At 68.0% G+C, this 16,442-nt stretch carries 9 protein-coding genes and 1 tRNA gene; 6 read left to right on the top strand and 4 right to left on the bottom strand.

Annotated features, from left to right (window positions below):
* Positions 1 to 21 precede the first annotated feature (21 nt).
* The gene (locus PKE80_RS07110; protein WP_271181896.1) at positions 22 to 2,214 is read left to right on the top strand and encodes a putative bifunctional diguanylate cyclase/phosphodiesterase; all 2,193 of its coding nucleotides are present in this window, start codon (positions 22 to 24) and stop codon (positions 2,212 to 2,214) included.
* Positions 2,215 to 2,233: 19 nt separating this feature from the next.
* Here PKE80_RS07110 and hspQ read toward each other — a convergent pair whose 3' ends face one another.
* Positions 2,234 to 2,614, bottom strand: coding sequence for a heat shock protein HspQ (gene hspQ, locus PKE80_RS07105; protein ID WP_008832682.1), 381 nt, complete (start codon positions 2,612 to 2,614; stop codon positions 2,234 to 2,236).
* A gap of 155 nt (positions 2,615 to 2,769) precedes the next feature.
* Here hspQ and PKE80_RS07100 point away from each other — a divergent pair.
* From PKE80_RS07100 to PKE80_RS07085, 4 genes are all read left to right on the top strand, one after another.
* Positions 2,770 to 2,859: transfer RNA gene (locus PKE80_RS07100), tRNA-Ser, on the top strand.
* Between the two features lie 303 nt (positions 2,860 to 3,162).
* Positions 3,163 to 3,600 (top strand): hypothetical protein, encoded by a 438-nt coding sequence (locus tag PKE80_RS07095; RefSeq protein ID WP_271181895.1) that lies wholly within the window; start codon positions 3,163 to 3,165, stop codon positions 3,598 to 3,600.
* Positions 3,601 to 3,610: 10 nt separating this feature from the next.
* Positions 3,611 to 4,882 carry a hypothetical protein gene (locus PKE80_RS07090; RefSeq protein WP_271181894.1) on the top strand — a complete coding sequence of 424 codons (1,272 nt, stop codon included), beginning with the start codon at positions 3,611 to 3,613 and terminating at the stop codon, positions 4,880 to 4,882.
* Positions 4,879 to 6,294 carry a Dyp-type peroxidase gene (locus PKE80_RS07085; protein WP_271181893.1) on the top strand — a complete coding sequence of 472 codons (1,416 nt, stop codon included), beginning with the start codon at positions 4,879 to 4,881 and terminating at the stop codon, positions 6,292 to 6,294. The genes PKE80_RS07090 and PKE80_RS07085 overlap by 4 nt, the downstream gene beginning before the upstream one ends.
* A gap of 185 nt (positions 6,295 to 6,479) precedes the next feature.
* Here PKE80_RS07085 and PKE80_RS07080 read toward each other — a convergent pair whose 3' ends face one another.
* The 3 genes from PKE80_RS07080 to PKE80_RS07070 are packed head-to-tail and all read right to left on the bottom strand — an operon-like array spanning position 6,480 to position 11,886.
* Positions 6,480 to 7,655: a catalase family protein gene (locus PKE80_RS07080; protein WP_271181892.1), complete on the bottom strand. Its 1,176-nt coding sequence runs from the start codon at positions 7,653 to 7,655 to the stop codon at positions 6,480 to 6,482.
* A gap of 3 nt (positions 7,656 to 7,658) precedes the next feature.
* On the bottom strand, positions 7,659 to 9,431 hold the full coding sequence (locus tag PKE80_RS07075; protein WP_271181891.1) for a GMC family oxidoreductase: 1,773 nt from the start codon (positions 9,429 to 9,431) through the stop codon (positions 7,659 to 7,661).
* Positions 9,432 to 9,438: 7 nt separating this feature from the next.
* On the bottom strand, positions 9,439 to 11,886 hold the full coding sequence (locus PKE80_RS07070; protein ID WP_271181890.1) for a hypothetical protein: 2,448 nt from the start codon (positions 11,884 to 11,886) through the stop codon (positions 9,439 to 9,441).
* A 390-nt stretch (positions 11,887 to 12,276) separates the two neighbouring features.
* On the opposite strand from PKE80_RS07070, the gene PKE80_RS07065 reads away from it, so the two are divergent.
* Positions 12,277 to 16,434, top strand: a complete 4,158-nt coding sequence (locus tag PKE80_RS07065) for a hypothetical protein (RefSeq protein ID WP_271181889.1) — start codon at positions 12,277 to 12,279, stop codon at positions 16,432 to 16,434.
* The last annotated feature ends 8 nt before the right edge of the window (positions 16,435 to 16,442 follow it).

The raw sequence follows: 16,442 nt of genomic DNA, 5'->3' as shown, positions 1-16,442 counted from the left end.
TTGGGCGAAAATCGCAAGCGGATGGTCGGTCGGTTTACGGCTCCGATCGTGGCGGCGGCGTTGTGCCTGCTCGCCCTCATGCTCGGCCTGCTGGAATGGTCGGGTCACGAAGTCGATCGCATCGCCCGCAACCGCGATCACGCCATCGTCTCGCTGGTGCTGGCGCAGAGCATGGAGCGCGTCGCCCATGCGCAGGAGTCCTCGACCGTATGGGACGAGGCCGTCCGTGAGGCGCGCAAGCGCCCGCTGGACGAGCGCTGGCTCGACCTGAACCTCGGCGTCTGGTTCGAGGACTATGCCGGGATCGACGAGGTCTATCTGCTCGACCCGCAGGGCGCGCCGATCTACGCGATGCGGGCAGGCAAGCGCGCGCGTCCGGAAAGCTACATCGCGGTGGAAGACGCGACGCGGCCGCTGCTGTCAGGCCTGCGCCGCGCGCCCACCATCCGTAAGCGCACGGAAGCCGACGTGGCGATGCTCTCGCCCGGACAAGCCGACATCGCCATCGTCCGCGGGCGCCCGGCGATCATCAGCATCAAGCCGATCGTCACCGACAGCGGAACGCTCCGGCAAAAGCCGGGAGCGGAAGCCCTGCATGTCGCAGTGGTCTATCTCGACAACCAGTTCTTCGGCGGCGTGGCCGAGCAGTACGGCCTTGCGGGAGCGCATTTCGCCCTCGCACCGCCCGCTAATAACGGGCAGCGCTCGGTAGCGCTCCACGACCGCGCCTCGCGCGTCGTGGGCTACCTCGTGTGGCAACCTTTCGCGCCCGGCAGCCAGGTCATCGCGGCACTGGCTCCGGCGCTGGCGATCGTCCTGCTGCTGATCACCGTAGTCCTCTTTATGCTGGCGAGCCGTCTGGCCCGCCGGACGCACGACCTCGAGGAAAGCCGCCTTCACGCGCAGCACCGCGCCATGCACGACGACCTGACGGGGCTCGGCAACCGGGCGATGTTCGAGCAGCGGCTCGACGAGGCGCTTGCCCGCTCGCGCCGCCACCGCACGCTGCTGGCATTGCTCTACATCGACCTCGATCGTTTCAAGCAGGTCAACGACACGCTGGGCCATCCGGCGGGCGATGCGCTGATCCGGCAGGTGGCGCGGCGGCTGGTCGCCGAAGTGCGCGGCTACGACATCGTCGCCAGGCTGGGCGGCGACGAATTCGCCATTCTCATCGGCGAGCCGGAGGGGCGGGCCTCGATCGAAGGCATCTGCGCACGCATCGTCGCGGAACTGGAGCGCCCCTTCGACCTGGCCGGCTCGCAGGCGTTCATCGGCGCCAGCATCGGCGTGGCGGTCTCCCCGGTGGATGGCCTCGACCGTACCGAACTGACCCGCAAGGCCGACATCGCTCTCTACAAGGCGAAGACCGACGGCCGCAGCCGCTACGTCTTCTTCACGCAGGACATGGACCACGACGTCCGCTCGCGCGAGGAGACCTACCGGGAGCTGCGACTGGCGCTGGCGGACTGCGACCGTCAACTGGAACTGCACTACCAGCCCATCTGGTCGCTGGAAGACCGCCGCATGGTCGGCGTGGAGGCGCTGCTGCGCTGGCAGCATCCCGAGCAGGGCCTCGTCGCCCCAGGCGCTTTCATCCGCTCGGCCGAGGAGAGCGGTCTCATCACGGTGCTGGGTGAATGGGTGCTGCGCCGCGCCGTGCAGGATGCGCGCGCCTGGCCGGGTCTGCGCGTTGCCGTCAACGTCTCGCCGATCCAGCTGCGCAGCCGCAAGTTCGTCGAGATCGTGCGCGAGGTGCTAGGGCAGGGCGGCGTGACCGCCGAGCGGCTGGAACTGGAACTGACGGAGACGGCGCTCATGGCGGCTTCCGGCGAAGTCGCCCGCTCGCTTGCGGACCTGCGCGGGCTTGGCGTGCACTGCGCGCTGGATGATTTCGGGACCGGCTACTCCTCGCTCAGCCATATCCGTGACATCGCGGTGGACCGGATCAAGATCGACCGTTCGTTCGTCAATGCAGTCGATACGGTGCCCGGGGCGGCATTGGTGGAAGCGATCGTCGGTCTGGCGCGCGCCAACGGCCTGCGCCTTACCGCGGAGGGCGTGGAAACCCCCGAACAGCTCGAGTTCCTGGAGCGGGTCGGCTGCCACGAAGTGCAGGGCTACCTGTTCTCGCGGCCTGTCCCCGCCTCGGCGATCGCCCGGCTGCTGACGAAGCGGGCGGGCGAGGGCGACCGGTCCTCCGCAGCGCTCTGAGCCGTATCGACGGGAGAAATCAGTGCGCCAGGCCGGGGCGCAGCTGGTAGCGGCCGTTGTCGTAATCGTCGAACATCTGCGACAGCGAGGGATGATCGACCGGCCCGCCATCGGCGTCCCCGGTCAGGTTCTGCTGGCTGACGTAGGCGACGTAGCTGGAATCGTCACTCTCTGCGAGGAGGTGGTAGAAGGGCTGGTCGCGCTTGGGGCGCACTTCGGCAGGGATTGCCTGGTACCATTCCTCGCTGTTGGCGAAGACGGGGTCGATGTCGAAGACGACGCCGCGAAAGTCGTGGAGTCTGTGGCGCACGACATCGCCGATGGCGAATCGTGCCCGCGTCCGCAGCGGTGCGTCGATGACACGCCCGGCCTGGGGCGAGAAGAATGACGCTCTGTTCATGGCCGAGATATAGGTTTCATGCGCATTTCAAACAAGCGAGCATGCGGGGCTGTTCCCGAAAATTTGAAATGAGGGCTTGGCAAGCGCGATCAGGTCCGCTAACGGCGCGCTTCCCGACCCGGTGGAACTTGGTTTCACCGCCTAAATCTTCTAGCGGAGAGGTGGCAGAGTGGTCGAATGCGCTGCACTCGAAATGCAGTGTACGGGAAACCGTACCGTGGGTTCGAATCCCACCCTCTCCGCCACTTACATCCTCATATGTGTGCTCGTTACGACGGGGCATATCGCTTACTAATCCCTTTGGGGCGCATGTTTCAGCGTCCATGGCGGAGACGTAATCGCTTAACAACCAATGTCAGTGGTGGCAGAGTGTGCAGAATAGTACGCTGTGGTTGGCGCATTTTGTTCGCTGTGTTGATTGTGATCAGGCAGGTCGGATTAAGGCGAATATCAGAATATTGCCGCCAGTTTAATCAAATGTATAAGTCATTATATTGTATTGATTTCTGATGCGCACAGACCTGGCAGGCCGATTTGGGAGGATCGCCATGGGACAGTCGGTATCGCAGTGGCTCAAGATGGACCAGGCGGCGCTCGATGCGCTGTTTTCCGCGCATGAGGCGGGGCCGATTCCCGATGGCGAGGCCAAGGGGACGGCGATCATCGCGCCGGGCACCTCGGTTTCGGACGAGATCGCCAAGCTCATCAATATCTTCGCCTGGCAGGGCAAGGTCTTCGACGGCGAGCATGGTTTCCTGCGCAACACCATCCTGCCGTTCGGGCTCAAGGCGATCGTCGCCAAAGTCTACAAGGAGCCGAGCTGGCTGGACGGCAAGGAGTGCATCGTGCTCGACTATTCCGACACTTCGCTGCTGGCATCGCACGTGCGCGACGAGATCCGGATGATCGAGCCGGGGCTCTATCTGGGCAAGGTCTACTGGGACAAGACGCGGCTGATCGACTTCGCGCTCGAGTTCGGCGGCTGATCGGGCCGCCGTGATCCGGCAGGGACACATCTTCATCGCCTCGCCCCTCCGCTTCGGCGTACGCGTCGAACTGGAGCGGACGCTGGCGTCGATGACCTCGTCTCCCGGCCAGGCAGAGCCCGAGAATTGGCTGGTGCCGTTCGGGCGGCTCAAGCGCATCCATGTCGCGCGGTTCGTCGTGCTCGACGATCCCTCGCTGCGGGACCGCATCGCGCTGGCCGAGAGCCTGCCGGTGACCGAGCCGGTGCGATTGGCGTTCATCGCCGACTACGATGGCGGGGATGCGGAGTTCCTCGAGGCGCTGGCGGTGGTGGCGGGGCCGGGGCTGCGCAAGATATTCGGGTTCTGCATCGACTTCGAGCCGCGCACCGACCTGATCGCGTGGATGCGCGCGCATCGCTGCCGGACGGCGGCCAATTACATCAACTGGCGCGGGCGGGGCACCCGGCAGATTGCCGAGGAGGCGGCGCTGCATCGCGCGCTGCGCGTGGCGCGGCTGGCGCACCGGACGGAAGATCCGGAAACGCTCTGGCCGATCCTGGCGCAAGCGGGGCAGGCAGTGCCGCTGACGCCTTTGCAGAAGATGCCGATCCTGCACCGGCTCGGAGAACTGGCGCACTTCCTGCTGCTGCCGGTGCTGGGGTTGCTCCTGCTGCCGCTGATCGTGCTGGGTCTGCTGCCGTTCGTGCTGCTGCTGCGCCGCCGGGAGAAGACCGACCCGGTGCTCGCCCCGGTGCCTGACCGGGAGCGCAACCGCATGCTCTCGGCGCAGGAGGACCACGACATCACCAACCAGTACAGCGCCATCGGCTCGCTCAAGCCGGGGCGCTTCCGGCGGTGGCTGGCGGTGGTGATCCTGTGGGTAATCGGCTGGGGCGCGCGGCACATCTATCGCAAGGGGCGGCTCGCGCGGGTGAACACGATCCACTTCGCGAGCTGGACGTTCCTCGACGACAGGCGCCGCGTCTATTTCGCCAGCAATTACGACGGCAGCCGCGAGGCGTACAACGACGACTTCATCAACAAGGTGGCCTTCGGGCTGAACCTGTCGTTCTCCAACGGCCTCGGCTATCCGCGCACCGACTGGCTGATCCGCGGCGGGGCGCGGCGGGAGGAGGACTTCAAGCGCTACCTGTTCCATCACCAGATCCCGACGCAGGTATGGTTCAAGGCGTTTCCGGGGCTGTCCAACTACGACATGGCGCGCAATGCCCGCATCCGCGCGGGGTTCGAGGCGAGGCCGCGCGGGCGTGCGCTGCGCCGCTGGATCGCCGAGATATGAACGGGCGCCGAGAGATGAAAGGGCTGGGCACCGACGTGCAGGCGCTCGTCGGGCGCGGGTTCGGGTCGCTCGGCGGCGCGCGCTATGTGCTGCTGCAGGTTGCGCAGCCGGGCGCGGCGCGGGCGTGGCTGCGCTCGCTGGCGGTGACGACGCTGGCCGAGGCGGAGGCGCGGCGGCTGGAGCGGGTCTGCCAGCTGGCCTTCACGGCGGCGGGGCTGCGGGCATTGGGCCTGCCGGTGGACGATGTGCCCGGCTTCGCGCCCGAGTTCCTCGACGGGATGGCGGGCGATCCCTCGCGCTCGCGGCGGCTGGGGGACGTGGAGGAAAGTGCGCCCGAATACTGGCGCTGGGGCAGCGGCGAGGCGGAGCCGCATGTGCTGCTGATGCTGTTGGCGGGGGAGGGGGACATTGCCGCGTGGCAGGATGCGATACTCGGCGCGATGCCGCCGGACGCCTGCACGCTTCTGCGTATCAACGACGCGAGTGGACCGGTCGGGCGCGAGCCGTTCGGCTTCGTGGACGGTGTCTCGCAACCGGAGGTCGACTGGGAGGGCACGCTGAGACCCGGCGGGGCGAAGGACCGCGACTATCGCGATCGGATCGCGCTCGGCGAATTCCTGCTGGGGCATGGCAACGAGTACGGGTTCGTGGCGGATCATCCGGTGCAGCGGGGGATCGGGCGTAACGGGACGTACCTCGTCTATCGCCAGTTGATGCAGGACGTGGGCGGCTTCTGGGACTGGACCGCGCGGATCGCCGGCAGGGACGGGGCAGTCGCGCTGGCCGAGCGGATGGTGGGGCGGGGCATCGAGGGGCAGCCGCTGCCGGAACTGGCCGCGCACGGGCTCAACGGCTTTACTTTCGCGGGCGACCCGGACGGGATTGCATGCCCGGTGGGCGCACACGTCCGCCGCGCCAATCCGCGCAGCGGCGACGATCCGCAAGGACGGCGCGGGTTCCTGCGGGATGTGGTGTCCTCGCTCGGGTTCAAGGGCACGGCCATCCATGACGCGGTGGCCTCGGCGCGGTTTCACCGGCTCCTGCGGCGGGGGCGGCCCTATGGCGCGGCGCCGGAGCCGCTTGCGGTGATCGCCGGAGAGGCGGTGGCGCAAGAGTGCGGGCTGCACTTCATCTGCCTCAACGCCAGCCTCGCGCGGCAGTTCGAATTCGTGCAGGGTAGCTGGATCGCCAGCCCCTACTTCGGCGGGCTTTCGGGCGAGCAGGACCCGCTGCTGGGCAACCGCTGTCCGGTCCGCAGCGGGCAGGCGACGGACGCCTTCGCGTGGCACGACGGGGATGGCAATCCGCGCCTCGTCGCCGGACTGCCGCGCTTCGTGACGGTGGTTGGCGGGGCGTACTTCTTCCTGCCGGGGATCGGCGGGCTGGCGCGGATACTCGAGGACGCGCCCTAATTCGTCATTGCTTCGCTGTGCTTGCGGGTGGCGAAAAGCTGGCGTGTGACCGACTTCAATTCAATCATCGTCATTCCCGCGAAGGCGGGAACCCAACTCCTGAAGTGGCAAATTGCACCGTCATCAGATGGGTCCCCGCCTTCGCGGGGATGACGGACGGTGTTTCAGTCAAACACGATCAGGCCCTAGTCGAACTGTTCGTGCCCGGTCGGCTCGGCGTGGCTTTCGCCGTTCTTGCCCTGCCGGTAGCGCGACATTTCGAAGTAGAGCCGCCGCCGTGCGCGGTTCTGGTTGCCGAGGGGGCGGTGCTCGGGAACGCAGTGCCAGGGGTTCCACGTCAGTTGCCGGGCGAAGGCGAACTGTGCAGGCGAGCGGAATTCCTGGGCCGGGATCGTGATCCGCGCCCCCGGAATATAGGGCGTGCGCGCCGGGTCCCACAGCACCGCGCCTTGCTCGATCGGCTGAAGGAACGGGTCGCGCTGCAGCCTCAGGCGCATCTCGAAACAGGCCTCGCCTTCCCGCAGCGAGGCGGCGAGGTTGTCGCGCAGGTAGTCGTCGCCGGGACGCAGCGGCAGGCGGGGAATGCGCGTCGTGACGGGGGTGAGGGGGTGGAAACTGTACTGCATCGCCTGCCCCTCTCCCAGCAGGTAGGGCGTGCAGGAGAAGTACGTGTTGGCCAGCGGATTGGCGAGCGTACGGTTCCACAGCGCCTGCATGATGAAGTCGCGCACGTGCGGGCGCCTGAGGTTCAGGAAGTACCAGACCCCCATCTCGCGGCGGCTCCAGTATTGCAGGTGCGCGTTGGTGCGCGTGTCGGGCGTGGGGAAGGTGATGACGGTGACCGAGGTGAAGTCCTGCGTGGAATGCTCGTCGTCCATCAGCTTGGGGCCGGGCACGTCGCATAGCTTCACGCTCATCGAGCCGAAGCCGACGTCGTCGATGTCGGGCTCGACATGGGGGCCGGGGTTGGAGAAGCGGACCCATGCGGGAAAGCTGCGCTCCGCCGCGAAGACGCCCCGGCGCACGTGCTCGGGCAGGCCCGGCAATACCGTGAAAGTCGCCCGGACGAGGCCGTGGGTCTTGGTGTTGCCCGCGCGTTCGTAAGTGCCGGGGGTGAAGTCGAGGTCGAGGTGATGCTGCATCTCGGCGATGATGGTGTCGAGGCTGATGTCCTCGTCGGGATCGATGCGCCCCTGCGCCAGCGGCGGCACGTCGCGGCTGCGGGTGACGTTGATGGTCCAGTTGAAGAACCGCGTCAGCGGCATGCGCACCACCGCGTCGAGTGCGGGGCGGAAGAAGGGATCGAAGCGCCGCTCGAAGTGGAGGCCCGCTTCGAGCAGGCGGTGCAGAAAGCGCAGCATCGGTCAGCTCTCCCTATTCAGGCGCAGGATGTCGGCGGCCAGCTTCTCGGCCGCGAGGTAAATCGGCGCGGCGATGAACAGGCCGGGGATGCGCGGGAAGATCGAGGCATCGACCACGCGCAGCCGCTCGATCCCGTGGACCCGGCCCGAGGGATCGAGCACCGGCCCGATCGCCGCGCTGCCGCAGGCGTGGTGTCCCCATGCGTTGGCGCGAACCCAGTCGCGCAAGGGCGCGCCGGTGAGGTGAGGGCCGGGCAGTTCCTCCTCGGCGATCACCCCGCGCGCGATCAGCGGGCGGGCGAGGGCGCGGGCCATCTCCAGTCCTTCGACGAGGCCGGTGAGGTCGGCCTCCCCGTTCTGTGTGAAGTGGGCGAAGTCGATACGCGGCGGATCGCGCGGGTCGGCGGAGGCAAGGCGCACGGTGCCCGCGCGGTTGCCGGTCTGGCCCTTGAGCACGGTCCAGCTGAACCCGTCGAGCCCCGGCCAAAGCTCGGCGGAATAGCCGGGATAGTACCCTTTAAAGCGCGCCATGAGCCCCATCAGGAACAGGTCGGGCGCGTGGTCCCGCGCGGTGCTGGAGCGACGCAGCGCGGCGAGCGCCGCGCCGTTCGAGATGTACATGCCCCGCCGCCGCTTCCGCCACATGTGGTGCAGCGGATCGCCGGGGCTGAAGGTCGCGCCCTGCAGCGAGCGCCAGGGCTTCGCCATGCGGTGGACCAGACCGATCTCGTAGCGGTCCTGCAGGTTGCATCCGACTTGCGGCAGATGCTTGCGGCAGGCGATGCCGTGTTCGGCGAGATGGCTGGCGTCGCCGATGCCCGATAGCATCAGCAGTTGCGGCGTGGCGAAGGCGCCGCCTGCGAGGATGACCTCGCGCCGGGCGAAGCTGGCGCCTTCCTCGCCTCCTGCACGGGGCTGCGGGCTGGCGCGGTGGAGGTGGCGGCCTTTCAGCCAGGCGACGCCGTTTGCGACCCCGCTCCTGTCGAACAGGACGCGGGTAGCGAGGCAGTCCGTCAGGATGGTGATGCGGTCGGGGTGAGCCTCGCGCACGGCCTCCAGCCGCTCGCGCGCGCCGCTGCGGGCGTGGCCGCGCGTGGTGAGCGGGGTGTAGCAGACCTGTTCGCGGTCCTGCCGCCTGTCGTCGTTGGGATCGCCCCAGTCGCGCAGGAACACGCCGATGCGCGAGAGCCAGTTTCGGCCCCGTGCCACGTCCACCAGCGTCGCCAGCAGCAGCGAGCGGATCAGTGCCGCATCGCGAAAGGCGCGCATCGGCGCCGCTTTTCCGACCGGCAGCCAGCCGTCCCAGCCATGTCCGGTCGGGTCGATGCCGAGGCGGGCGAGCAGGCGCCAGAGCGGGCGGTGGCGGCAGTCCTCGACCACCTTGCGGTGCCCTCGCATCGCTTCGGGCGACCAGCCCGGATCGCCGGTCAGGGTGGCCAGATGCGCCCAGTCGCTGTCTGGCGGGACCAGGAAGATCATCGCATTGTGCGCCGTGCAGCCCCCGAGCGCCCCGGCGCGGGGGTAGCTGACGAGGTCGCCTGCAGGAGCGGCGAAATGCCGCACGCGGTAATCCCACGCGAATTCGGGGTTCTCCGAGGCGAAGGGATGGAAGGCGGGCACCGCGTAGTCCGCCTGTGTCCTCGCGTCCCCGGCGCAGGGGTCCGGCCCCGCCTCGATGACCAGCACCCGCATTCCCGCCTCGGCAAGCCGCGCCGCGACGGTGCCTCCGGCCGCGCCCGACCCCACCACGATGTAGTCGTGTTCGCCCTGCGGCACCGCCTGCTCAGAGCGTCTTGAGGTATTCGACCAGTGCCCGCTTGTCCTCGTCGGACAGGACAGGCTCGCGGCCGAAATCGCGCTCGTCGCGGGTGCGCTGATAGCGGTTGAACTCCTCGGTGCCGAAGTAGTGGCCGCGATTGACCACGAAGTCGGGGCACTTGTTGAGCGCCATCAACGGTCCCCGCAGCGAGGCGAAGTGGGCGCGCACCGCCGCGTCGTCGGCCCCGCGCGGCAGGGTCAGCAGGCCCTTCTTGAGCTGTGCCAGCAGCACGATGAGGTCGCGGTAATGGCGCGCGATGGTGGCCGGATCGCGGCTTTCCGCCAGCGGCTGGAGCGAGGCGAGCAGGTTCACGGGCATTCCCTTGGGGATCGGCCCCAGTTCGATGTCGCCGTCCGCGTTCTCCAGCGAGCGCAGGGCCTTGCGCGCCTGATCGTCCAGCGGTCCCGGGGCGTCGGGGATGAACGAGGAGGGCACGTAGAGTTTGCTGCGCGTCGTCGTGCGGTCGATCATGCCCCAGGCGCCGGGCAGCATCGCGTCGCGTTCCCGAAGGTTCGGCCAGAGCATCTTGGCGATGCCGTCGTCGAACGCCGCCATGCGTCCCGCCACGGACGGATCGCCGTTGAACGTGCCGACCGTGTTGGCCAGCAGGAACGGCGCGGTCGACCACAGCGAGACCAGCGAGGGCACGCGCGTATAGCCGCGTCCTCCGGCGGGCATGCGATAGGCGCGGGCCTCTCCGGTGAAGGGGTCCTGATAGGCGACGGTGCCGACCGAGGGCAGGACCTTGTAGCTTTCGGACGAGAAGTTGTCCCAGATGTTCCCGCGCAGGGCATTGGTCGCCAGCGGGCTGCACAAGTTGGTGCGCAGCAGCGTCACCGGGATGCGCGCGTCGGTGCTGAAGTAGTTGCCCTGCCGGAAGTCCGGCCGCGCGACGAGGGCGCGCATCCTGCTCTTGAAGTCCTCGGTCTGGGTCCAGCGCCACCATGCCTTGAAGCGCGTCAGGTAGTCGGGGCCGATGGCATCGACCAGCGAAGCGCCTGCGGGCGCGTCGGGCTGCTTGCTGGAGTGGCAGCGCGCGCAGGTATTGGCGAAAGCCATCGCGCCGCGCTGGAGCACTTGCGGGCTCGCCTTGAGGTAGCCCGCACCGCCCGGCGCATTGGCCAGAGGATCGGGCCGCGCGGCCTTGAGGAAGAACAGCGCGGTGAGCGGCGTCCCCGCCTCCGTCGCGCGCCAGTAGGCGGAGTTGCGGCGGGCGGTGGCGATCTCGATCGGGCTGATGATCTTGCCGCCGACGACCGGGTTGAAGTGCGTCAGCCACTCTTCCGAGAACAGCCCGATGTTGAGATAGACGCGGTTCAGAGCCCCCAGCGCGCCCACCGCGTCGGCGCCGTCCTTGAGCACGTGCGGTGTCCAGACGGTCGCAGGCTTCTCGAAATACTGCGTGAGCGGGCCGGAATCGAGGATGTCGTTGAACTGCACGTTCTTGCGGCTGCCGCCCGCCAGCGTCTCGCGCCCGAACTTGCGCGCGGCGCCGAGCCGGTCGCCGAGCAGGTAGACCGCGTTCATCGTGCGCGGGTTATTGATGTTGTCGGTGGAGACCAGCGAAGTGTCCATCGCGCCCGGCCGGTATGTCGAGACGAGCTGGTACATGTAGTTCGACGGGTCGGCCTTCCACATGAACAGCCGGTCCACCCACATGTACTGCGCGCCGACCGTGGAGTTGAGGTTGGCGAAGGCGGGTTTCTCGGGATCGGCGGGCGGGCGCGTCGGGCTGGGGCCGAGGTGGCAGAACCCGCAGCTCATGCCCACGCGGTAGGGGCGCACCAGCCTGGGATCGTTGTAGTAGCGCGCGTCGCTGTAATAGCGCTTCGCGTCCCAGCGGGCCTTCGCCTTCTCGTCGAAGTCCGGATTGGGGAACAGGCGCAGGCCGAGGATGCCCGAGGGCTCGCCGAAGTAGGAGCCGACCGGCACCGTCGTCCCGCGCGCGCCGATGCGGATGCCGGGGTACTTCTTTTCATTCGCGAAGGGATCGGGTGCGCAGCCCGGATCGCGCGTGTCTCGCCAGAGGCCGTAGCCGTCCGGATTCGTCGGCGCGGAAAAGCAGGGTTCGTTGACAAGGCCCATGACTTTCCAGCGCGTCGGCCGGGCATTGGGGCTGCCGGGCGGCGGGGCGACGATCTTGAGCAGGTCGAAGCCGCCCAGCGTCGGCTTGCTCATGGTGTCCCAGAAGCGGTCGTTGCCGCCGCTCCACACCAGCCACATGTTGCGGCCCTTCACTTCGTCGGGGGTGAGGGCGACGCCGTCGTCCATTTCGTGGAAGTAGTCTTCGTCCGCCTGGACGAGCGTGTCGTCGCGCACGCCGACTTTCTGCGCCTCGTCCTTCGGCCCGCCGTGACAGGCGGCCAGCGCCGCGAGCGATCCGCTCAGGAGTATTCCTCTGGCGATCACCATGCTCCCCCCTCTCGACAGCACCTTGCCTGACTATGCCCTTCAAGGAGGCTCCCGTTTCGCAGGGCGGTCAAGTGACGATATTTGTAATGGAAGAAGACGATGGTTTCCGGATTGCTGAAGTTGACCAATAGTCGTCATGATATTCAACGGCTTGTAGAGTGAACGGCGTTCGGTGAAGTTAAGCGGTCCTGTTTGATGGCATGTATCGTCATGATTTGGGGGCTTGCGGCGTCCGGTAAATAGTGTTCGTGAAAAGCGCCGGTAAATACGGCGGATTTGGGACAATGTTGCGCCCCTGAGGTAAATGCTTAAGGGCGTCTTCGGATAGGGGCATGCCGGTGGCCGGATGGTTTCGCCTTGCAGGTTCGTCGCGGTGCGGGATCGGCTGACGTGGCCGGCGTCGCATCCCTGCCGGGCATCCGCTCGCTCGCTGTGCTGTTGTCGACCACGATCGCGGTGGTGCTGTTCTTCGGACTGCTGCTGATCCAGGCGCGCTCGGACCTCGTGCTGCGGCGGCAACAGGCGGACTTCGGCGAAGTGGCGCGCATGGCCAGCCTGTTCCGGGACCTTGGCGACATGGTGACCCGGCGCGCCTCGCAGGATGGACAGCGCGACGGTTCAAATCTCGACAGTTCAAGCGACCGCTTCCAGGTGCGTTACGCGGCGCAGGACCGGTGCCGCGCGATGCCGACCGCGCCGACGAAGCTGCGCCTGACCCTCGACGGTTTCCAGGCGCGTGACCGCAAGCCGGTGATGTCGGCCTTCGCGACCGAGGACGGCGAGCCTTTCTGTGCGCAGAGTTCTGCGCAGTCGGTGATCCAGGCCCCGGTAATTCCGGGGCGTAGCGAGCAGACGCGGGCGCGCGAACTGGCGATCACCGGGCCGGACGGCGAAGTCCTGCTCGTGCTGCGCGGGGACTGGCCCCAACGCATCGAGCCGCCCGCAGCGAAGGACAAGGCCGCGCTCGAAGGCGGCGCGGTGCCCGCGTCCGACACTTCGGGCAAGACCCCGAAGATCGAGATCGGCGGGCGGGAGCGGCTGGTCTACCAGTGGCCGCTCGACCTTGGACGGCCGGTGACGATCCAGCGCGAGGAAGGCCCCTATGTCTGCGCGCCGCGCCGGTGCCTGCTCAGCGCTCTGGGCGATCCGCCGAGCGCAGGGGCGGTGCTCAACAATCTGAGCCCCTTCACCAAGGCGGCGTTCGGATTCTCGGTGGTCGTGCTGCTGCTGCTGATCCCGCTGATCAAGCTGGCCTCGATCGACCACAATGCCTCGCTCGGCTGGATGGACGTGGTCGGCATCATCGCCGCGGTGCCGCTGATGGTGGCGACGCTGGTGACCGCCTGCGCGGTGATCGCGTTCTGGGGCGACCTCAGGCGTGACAACGACACGATGGCGCAGGGCCTCGCCGCCGCCATCGCGCAGGACGTCGATCGCGAAGTGGGCTTCAGTCTCGGCGCGATCGAGCGGGATACCAGGGCCGTATGGGGGGATGGCTGGGCCTCGTCGCAGCAATCGGGCGCAGGGGCGGCGTCGTCGCCGTGGCAGACTTACCCGGCGCCATTGCCGCTGGCCGCGCTGCAGTTGCGCAGCATGGTCGGCAGCACGATCATCGACCAGTTGCCGACGAAGGACCGCCCGCTCGCCGACATTCGCGAGCGCCGCTACTTCGGCCGCCTGCGCGCCGGGGAGGTGATCCCCTGCACCGGACGCCAAGGGGAGACGCGCGCTGACGGCGGCTTCGGCTGCGGGAAGGGGCAGGTCTACACGATCGACCAGGTGCCTGCGGCGGCCAACGGCGACGCGCGCATGGTGGTGCTGCTGACCCGCGCGGGAGCCGCGAACCTCGTGATGTCGGGAAAGCCGCCCGCCGCGACGCTCGCGGTGCCGGTGCCCGAGGGCTTCGGCTATGCGGTGATCGATCCCGCCAGCCTCGAAGTGCTGCAGCATTCCGATCCGGCGCGCGCGCACAACGAGACGTTCGGCAGCCAGCTCGACGCCGTCGATACGCTGTCGCGCATCGCGGGATCGGTCGACGAGCGCTGCGGGCTTGCCGATGCTGCGCAGCATGGGCGCGCGGCGGAGCCCACGGCAGGCGCTCCGTTCGATGCGCGCTACGGCGGCAAGCGGGTGCGCATGTCGATCGGCGTCGCCTGCTCGGCGCACTGGCTGGTGGCGACGTGGTACGACCGCTCGAAGCTGCAGAGGGCGGCGCTCGATCCGGCCTTCGTCGCGGGGGTGACGATGCTCTGCGTCGGGCTGGTGCTGGCGGCGGGGCTGGGCGTGATGGCCTCGACCGACCCGCGCTCGCTGCTGCGCAAGCTCTGGCCCGATCCCGAGCCGTTCCACAGCGCCGAGGCCGACCAGTGGTATCTGCGCGGCATGTCGGCGCAGCTGGCGGTGGTGGTGCTGATGGCGGCCGGGCTGCTGCTGGCGCGGGGCGACGCGGCGTTCCTGCATGCGGCGCTGGGGCTGTTCCTGCTGCTGATTCTGCTGGCGCGCAAGGATGCCGACCATAGCTGGGGCACTCTGCCGGTCGGCTGGGGCAAGGTCGCGACTGTGTTCTACGCCGCGCTCGGCATCTATGCGAGCGTGGTGCTGGCCTGCCGCCTTGGCGCGAACTGGCGGGCCTTCGCCTATCCGGTGCTGCTGGTGGCGATGTGGATAGTCGCGGCGCTGGACTGGTTTTCGCTGCGCAAAATCGACGTCAGATTGCCGGCGTGGATGGAGCGGATGCGCGCGGCGCCTGCCGGGTTCGTGCCGCCTTCCGTCATGCGCCGCGTCAACCGCGTGCTGCGCCATCAGTTGGTGACGATCTACTTGCTGGCGGTCATCCCCGCACTCGCTGCGTGCTGCGCGGGGGCTGGGCAGTTGCGCGCCGACCGCTCGCTGTCCGATGCCTGGGTGCTGCAGCAATCGCGCACGCAAATCGCCGACGACATCGCGCAGATGCGGCCCTTCTACGACGGCGCGCCCAAGGCGAAGACGCCCGCGCCCGCCGATCTGTCCGCCCGCAAGCTCGTCGCCGACCATGCCGTCGCCGAGCCCGGTGCGCCTTCGCAGATGGCCTCCGCGATCATGCAGCTGTGGACCGACGATCCGGTCCGTTTCGACCATCCGATCGACCTTCGCCTCGGCGTCCTGGCCGACTACGCGCGCTGGGCGCAGGCGCGCACCGGCATCTCGCTCGTCACCATGCCGCGCAGCCCGGGGCTGGTGGTGCTGCGCGACTGGCTGCTGGCGGTCGGCGCCATGGGCGTGGCGACGTTCCTGACCTGGCGCCTGCTGGTGCTGGCGGCGCAGAACCTGTTCGGCCTGCAGCATTTCGGCTTCCGTGCGCTCCATCCGCGCCACACGCCCGAGCAGATCCGCACCAAGTCCACCCGCCCGATCAAGGCCGTCTTCATCAACTATCCCACGCGGGAATTCCGCAAGCTGCAGAACTCGCTCGACACGCGCGACCGGCTGGAGATGTTCGACCTTGCGCTCGAACGCGGCAAGCTGGGCGAGAAGAGCATGGCGCTGCTCACCGCCAAGTCGTGGATCGTCACCGGCTTCGAAAGCATCGTCGCCAACCGCGATCTGCGCGTGAAGACGCTGGCACTGCTGGAGCAGTTGACCGCCCGGCCCGAGGTCAACGTCTATTTCTTCGTTCAGACAATGCCGCTGGTCCGGCTGCGGCAGGCGCGCGACCGCGAGAAGCGCGAGGCCGAGGTGGCGGGCAGCGCCGGGATCATGAACGAGAGCGAGTCCTACCGCTGGGCCGAGCTGTTCTCCGAATTCATCACCTACACCTGGACCGAGACGCTGGCCGAGCCCGCGCCGCTCGACGCTGAGCCAGACCCGCCGCGCGGCGGCGCCAATCTGGAGCGGCTGCTGGAACTGATCGACGACCCGGTCAACCGTGCCTCGGTGCGGCGCTGGGCGGCGCGCAATCCGGCGGTGGCGGAGGCGATCGCCAGCGAGATGATACAGGTGCCGTCCGACCGCATCCAGGACCAGATTCGCTCGTTCGGCATATCGATCGACGACATGACCGCGCCTGTGCCTCCGGGAGAACTGGGCGTGCTCAACGATCTCAACGACGTCTACCGCGAGCAGATCCACGAATACATGGCGAACTTCCTGGGCGACTACTACCAGGGCGAATGGGTGCGCTCCAGCAAGGAGGAGCATCTGACGCTGCACCATCTGGCGCACGGCAAGTTCATCAACACCAGCAACTTCCCGGTGCTCAACAGCCTGCTGACGCGGCGGCTGGTCAAGACCGATCCCAACTTCCGGCTGATGAACGAGAGCTTCGGGCACTGGATCCGCACGCTGGAGCAGCCCGAGTGGTTCCACCAGTTCCGGCAGGACGCGCAGCGCGGCGGGGCGTGGAACGTGCTGCGCGTGCCGCTGCTGCTGCTGGTCGCGGCGGGGTCGGTGCTCATCACCTTCCTCGATCACGAGGGCTCCGGCTCGCTGCTGACCCTGCTTCCCGGCGTCGTCGCGACGATGCCGATGCTGCTGTCCCGTTTCACCCGGCCGCTACAGGCCAATGCCTAGGAGGATGC

Source organism: Novosphingobium resinovorum, from assembly GCF_027922145.1.
GTDB lineage: Bacteria > Pseudomonadota > Alphaproteobacteria > Sphingomonadales > Sphingomonadaceae > Novosphingobium > Novosphingobium resinovorum.
This window is presented reverse-complemented; position numbering and strand designations above follow the sequence as displayed.